The following is a 6,452-nucleotide window of genomic DNA, read 5'->3' as shown; positions in this document are numbered from 1 at the left end:
GCTGCGAGTGTACAGGAGTTTACCGAAGATGAATATAGTCATGTAGTAAAGCTCAGAGCTGAGCAAGGTAAACTGGAATACTATTTTTCAGGCGCGTGGGAAGGGGAGCCTGGAGGTATAAAAGATGAGGAGCAGTTTCTGGAATATATACAGCAGGTAGCCCTGGAGTTGGCCAACCCGATAAAAGTGACGCTATCGAAATCTGCGAAATAATATAAAGAGATAACGAGTCCATTATTTTTTTAATGAGCAAGCTGTCAGGCCGAAAGGCGGACAGCTTTTTTATTGCCCGCTGGCGCAAAAACAGGGCACTTTTTGCGCATTCGATTGTTTTTAATAATAAGCTTAAAACAAATTATGCTAACGATTTCGATAGTATAAAATAGTTATTACATTTACTTATAAGTGCAATCGATTGCTCATTAAGCCCGGACCTGACCCAACTTAACCTATGAGTAAATCTATACAACTAACCAAGTGGACGCTGGCTGCATCCCTGGCCATCGTTGCTGTAGCAGCGGATATAGCTCCGCTCTTCGCGCAATCCAAGAACATCTCCGGTATCATAAAATCGGATGATGGCTCTCCGCTCCCCGGAGTTTCCATTATGGAAAAAGGAACTGCTAATGGAACAGTGACTGATGCTGATGGTAAATTTTCGTTCGCTGTTTCTTCAGCCGATGTTGTTGTGGTAGTCTCGTTCATCGGTATGAATAGCAGTGCACAAAATTCATTGTGGGTAAACGCCAATACCAACAATTTCAATTTTAAAGATACCGGCTTTACCGGTCGCTATAGTACGGGCGATCCGCGCTGGCGTGTTAAACTGTAATTGGAAGAAATGAGGTGTGACTTTATCAACGGTCGCACCTCTTATAGAAAAAACATGCGCATCGTGAAAATATATACTTATACTACCTTATACTGTTTGCTTTTTGTAGCAGGTATACTCTTTATGGAATGCACCGCTTCTGATGCGGACAGCGATAGTACCGATTCTGCTTCCGAAAAACCGGTGCCTGTGGTGGAGGAGGCTTTTGCCTTTCCGGGAGCGGAAGGCTTTGGACGCAACGCTACGGGTGGACGCGGAGGAAAGGTTATATTCGTTACTAACCTGAACGATGCAGGTGAAGGCAGCCTGCGTGCTGCAATACAAACTTCAGGTGCCCGGTATATATTGTTTAAGATTTCCGGAACGATCACCCTGAAATCATCCTTAACGATTTCGCATGGAGATGTAACTATTGCCGGACAAACCGCTCCCGGTGATGGTATATGTCTGAAGGATTATCCTGTTACCATCAATGCTGATAATATTATTATCCGCTATATGCGTTTTCGTATGGGCGATGAAGCCAGGCAGGAAGGCGATGCATTTGGTGGAAGATTTCATAAGAACATCATCATCGATCATTGCTCCATGAGCTGGTCAACCGATGAATGCGTCTCTGTTTATGCCAACGAGAACACGACTGTGCAGTGGTGCATTGTAGCTGAGAGCCTTCGAAATTCCGTGCATCATAAGGGCGCACATGGCTACGGTGGTATATGGGGCGGTAAGAATGCTTCGTTCCATCATAACCTGTTGGCCAACAATGATAGCAGAAACCCGCGGTTAGGAGAAGAAGCTGGTAAAGCATTCGCTTTGACCGACCTGACAGACCTGCGTAACAATGTAGTATATAACTGGGGAAATAACAGTTGCTATGGAGGCGAGGCGATGAACGTAAACATCGTGAACTGCTATTATCGTCCCGGGCCGGCTACGGTAAAGAAAGAACGCATCGTTTCCATCGACAGGAATAAGAATGAAGGAACCGAAGTATATAACCTCTGGGGAAAATTTTATATCAACGGCAATTTTGTAGAAGGCAGTGAACGTGCTACGAATGACAATTGGACGTATGGCGTATTCAACCAGTTTCATAACAGCTATGGCACGGTGTCTGATGCGGATAAGGCAGCTATAAAATTATCGGAGCCGCATCCTATCAATAACAATGTAACAACGCATAGCCCGCAGGTGGCGTACGAGCGCGTGCTCGCATATAGCGGTGCTTCCCTGAAGCGCGATGCAGTTGACCTGCGCATCATCGACAATGTAGTAAACAAAACTTTTTCGTCTGCCGGATCGAACGGCAGTACCAACGGCATCATCGATACACAAAGTGATGTTGGCGGATGGCCGCAACTGAATTCAGCAACGCCACCGGTAAATACAGCAGGCGATGGTATACCGGACGAGTGGAAGATCGCGCACAAACTTGATCCGCCCAGGTCGCAGGCAAATGGAAGAAACCTGAGTACTGCGTACGATAATATAGAAGTATATATCAACGACCTGGTACGTACAATAACAACCGAACAAAACAAATCTTGATATATACTGTGAAGCAGCGAATAAACTATAGCGTATTATTTTTTAGCATCTGTATAACGATAGTCGTGCGGGCACAGGACAAACCGCTGGCGTTTCCCGGTGCGGAGGGCTTTGGCAAATATACCACCGGTGGCCGTGGCGGAAAAGTATATATTGTTACGAACACCAATGATCACGGGTCGGGAAGTTTGCGGGAAGCCATTGACAAAAAAGGGCCGCGCATCATTGTGTTTGCTGTATCCGGTACAATTGCGTTGGAATCATCTATAGCGATCAACGAAGGCGATATAACTATTGCCGGCCAATCGGCTCCGGGCGATGGTATATGTATTAGAAATTATCCGGTAAGTATACAGGCGGATAATGTGATCATCCGGTATATGCGTTTTCGATTGGGAGATGAGATGAAACAGGAAGCAGATGCATTAAATGGTGCACGTGGAAAATCCAATATCATCATCGATCACTGTTCCATCAGTTGGGCAACCGATGAGTGTGCTTCATTCTATCGCAACAGAAATTTTACCATGCAGTGGTGTATCATATCCGAGAGTCTTAATCACTCCGTGCATCAAAAAGGCGATCATGGTTATGGCGGTATATGGGGCGGTATGAAGGCAACGTTTCATCATAATCTTATGGCCAGCCACATCAGTCACTTGCCGCGTTTCAGTGGTTCATCCACTACACCCAATCCTCCGGATAAGTTAGTCGATTTTCGAAACAACGTGATCTATAACTGGAAAGGTAACAGCACGTATGGCGGAGAGAAGGGACGTTACAACGTAGTGGCTAACTACTATAAACCGGGGCCGGCAACATCCAACAAAAAGAACTGGTTCATCGATCCTACAGCACCGTACGGACAATTCTATATCGCGGGAAATTATCTCGCAGGGAGTGCAGTTACTTCCGCTGATAACTGGCAGGGCAGCGGTATAAAAACAATAGCACCCGATTCGTTAAAAGCAACAAATGCTTTTGCTGTTGAATCGATCCGTGAGCAATCGGCAGAAGATGCATTCAAGAGTGTATTGGCGCAAGCGGGTGCCAGCCATAAACGCGATGCCGTAGATGTACGCATCGTACAGGAAGTACAGAACGGAAGCTCACATCAGGGTAAAGAGAAGGATGGTATCATTGACTCGCAGCGCGATGTAGGCGGATGGCCCGCGTTGCGTACAGCCACCCCGTTGCAGGATGGTGATGCCGATGGTATACCCGATAGTTGGGAGGCTAAGAATGGCCTCGATAAAAGCAACGCACAGGATGGTACTGGCTATACCATCCATAAACTATATACCAATGTAGAGATATATCTGAACAGTTTGGTAGAATAAAAAAGCGGTATAGCATGCTGCTTTTTTTAAAGACAGTATGCGCAATCGATTGCCTATAGTATCTATAGCAGAAGGAAAGTGATGAGGGAAAATGTGAGTATAAATAGTTGGCTTGTTAATCGAAATTGATCTCACTACACCCACTTAAATAAATCGTTATATGAAAAACAAATTTATCACGCTCATCCTCTTGTTGATTGCATGTCGGGGACTTGCCCAGTCAACACTCTATGTTTCACCTGCAGGCTCGGCCAGTAATCCGGGCACGTTAGCTTCACCCACTACGTTAGAGAAAGCTATCACATCCGTTACGGCCGGAGGCACCATCTATATGCGCGGTGGTACCTATAGCTACACTGCTACTATTATTATAGCGCGCGGCAATGATGGAAGCGCTGGCAATCTGAAAAATATAGTGGCCTATAACAACGAAGTGCCCGTACTGAATTTCGCTGCACTGGCCGTGGGCAGTTCCAACCGCGGTATAGTACTCGATGCATTATACTGGCACCTGAAAGGTATGATCATTGAGAAAGCTGGCGACAATGGTGTGTTGCTTTCCGGTAACAACAATATACTGGAGAACTGTATCTTCCGTGGTAACAGCGACAGTGGTTTGCAACTCAGCCGGTATAATTCTTCCTATACCAGCATCAGCCAATGGCCTACGAACAATCTTATACTAAACTGCGAATCGTACGACAACAAAGATCCGGACAATGAAGATGCCGATGGCTTCGCAGCGAAACTTACCTGTGGCACCGGAAATATTTTTCGTAACTGTGTATCGCATAATAACATTGACGATGGCTGGGATCTATATACCAAACCAGACACAGGTCCTATAGGAGCCATTACTTTAGAGAATTGTATAGCACACAGCAATGGTACACTTACTACCGGTGGTACTTCCGGCAATGGCGATAAGAATGGTTTCAAACTGGGCGGTGAAGATATATCGGTCAATCATATCGTGCGCAGATGTGTAGCGTTCAACAATGGCAAGCATGGTTTTACCTATAACCGTAACCTCGGCACACTGGAGATTACCAATAACACTGCCTATAATAATACCGAACGCAATTTCAATTTTGATGGCGGTACATCCGTGTTCAAAAACAACTTGTCGTACTTTTCCAGCTCGCATACCAATGACAAGACAACGGGTACCGTATCCGGTAACACCAATGCCTTCTGGAGTAACAATGCTACTACAAACTTTACCGTTACCAGTGCAGACTTTGTGAGTCTTACACCGGGCGCGAGTGCAAGTCCTACAGCCAGTGGTTTTTTAAATCTGGCAACCGGCAGTGATCTGATCAATGCAGGTGCTGCCTCTACCGGTATAACGTACAATGGCTCCGCGCCAGATATAGGAGCGATTGAATCAGGAAGCACTACCACCCCATCAACGTATACCCTTACCGTTAGCATTTCTCCTTCGGGCGGTGGCAGCGTTACCAAAAGTCCTGATAACAGCAGCTATACTGCCGGCACAGTGGTAACACTTACGGCAACACCTGCGAGTGGCTATACCTTTAGCGGATGGAGCGGAGCGGCGAGTGGAACATCAGCCTCTGCTACCGTAACGATGAATGCTAACCAAACAGTGACCGCTACCTTTACGGCCACTACCAGTACACCGGATATTACATTAACAACATCATCCGGCAATGCACAGGTAGCACTCAACTGGACGGTGAGTAACATTACACTGACCGCGCAGGAAGTATACCGCGATACTGATTCTGATCCGGCAGGTCGCACGCGTATTGCCACTGTAACAGCCAGTGCGCGTTCGTATACAGATACTACACCGGTAAACGGAACAACATACTATTACTGGATCAAAGGCATCACCAGCGAAACATCCTATAACTCCAACGCGGCAGCGGCAACACCAGAAGGCAGCAGCGGTACCACCACGATACGACTTGAAGATGAAGCTTCGCCCACGGCAGGCTATTGCAGTGCCGATGGCTCACGACAAAACAGTTATAGCGGAGCCAGCAATGGATACTATATCAACTTGTCGAACGCATCCGCCAAAGGAATCAATTGGAATGTAAGTGTACCGGGTGCGGGCAGCTATACCCTTACCTGGCGTTATGCTAACGCAGGTTCCAGCAGTGCTACAACGGCACGGGTACTGGTAAACGGTACCGCTGTACTTTCGAGTGTATCTTTTCCGAAGACCAGTGCCTGGACCACGTGGACTACTACCACTGCAACGGTAAGCCTAGGCTCAGGTGTTAATACGATTCGCCTGGAAACAACCGTAGCCAGTGAGTTTGCAAACATCGATTGGCTGGAAGTAACGGGTAATAGTCCTGCCGCTGCCTCCTGTAGTTCAGGTGCAAGGGCCGAAGCGGCAGGGGAATTTACAGCGGGCGATGCTTTGGTTGTTAACGCTTATCCCAATCCCGCCAGCGGGCAGATTACCATTAAATTCAGAGTGAAGCAGGCGTGTAGTGTAAACGTTGCGTTATACAACATGCTGGGCAAAACAGAAGTAACACTTCCGGAAGCAAACTATACTGCCGGAACACACGAAGTAAATATGAACGTGAAGAGCCTGAAGGGAGCCTATATCCTTACAGTACAGCAGGGAGACAGACTCAGCCGGCAGCGCGTTGTAGTAGAATGATATCATACCGGATAATTTTCCGGTGATGATCCGTTGGCGGTGAAAATGATTGGGAAATGAAGTTCGTGATAAAGTATAGGAGGGA

At 46.8% G+C, this 6,452-nt stretch carries 5 protein-coding genes; all 5 read left to right on the top strand.

The window, feature by feature from the left end:
* Positions 1-213: DUF4861 family protein (locus VIN08_RS03290; protein WP_331960178.1), on the top strand; the 213-nt coding region annotated here is incomplete at its 5' end.
* Between the two features lie 238 nt (positions 214-451).
* Positions 452-832 (top strand): carboxypeptidase-like regulatory domain-containing protein, encoded by a 381-nt coding sequence (locus VIN08_RS03285; RefSeq protein ID WP_331960175.1) that lies wholly within the window; start codon positions 452-454, stop codon positions 830-832.
* 9 nt (positions 833-841) lie between these two features.
* Entirely contained in the window at positions 842-2,380 is a 1,539-nt protein-coding gene (locus tag VIN08_RS03280) for a pectate lyase (protein ID WP_331960172.1), read from the top strand.
* 8 nt (positions 2,381-2,388) lie between these two features.
* Positions 2,389-3,720: a pectate lyase gene (locus tag VIN08_RS03275; RefSeq protein WP_331960169.1), complete on the top strand. Its 1,332-nt coding sequence runs from the start codon at positions 2,389-2,391 to the stop codon at positions 3,718-3,720.
* Between the two features lie 160 nt (positions 3,721-3,880).
* Complete coding sequence (locus VIN08_RS03270) at positions 3,881-6,367, top strand: InlB B-repeat-containing protein (protein ID WP_331960166.1); 2,487 nt, start codon at positions 3,881-3,883, stop codon at positions 6,365-6,367.
* Positions 6,368-6,452 lie beyond the last annotated feature (85 nt).

It is taken from the genome of Ohtaekwangia sp. (assembly GCF_036568665.1).
Classification (GTDB): domain Bacteria; phylum Bacteroidota; class Bacteroidia; order Cytophagales; family Cyclobacteriaceae; genus Ohtaekwangia.
The sequence above is the reverse complement of the archived record's forward strand: the minus strand, read 5'-3'. Positions and strand labels throughout refer to the sequence as shown.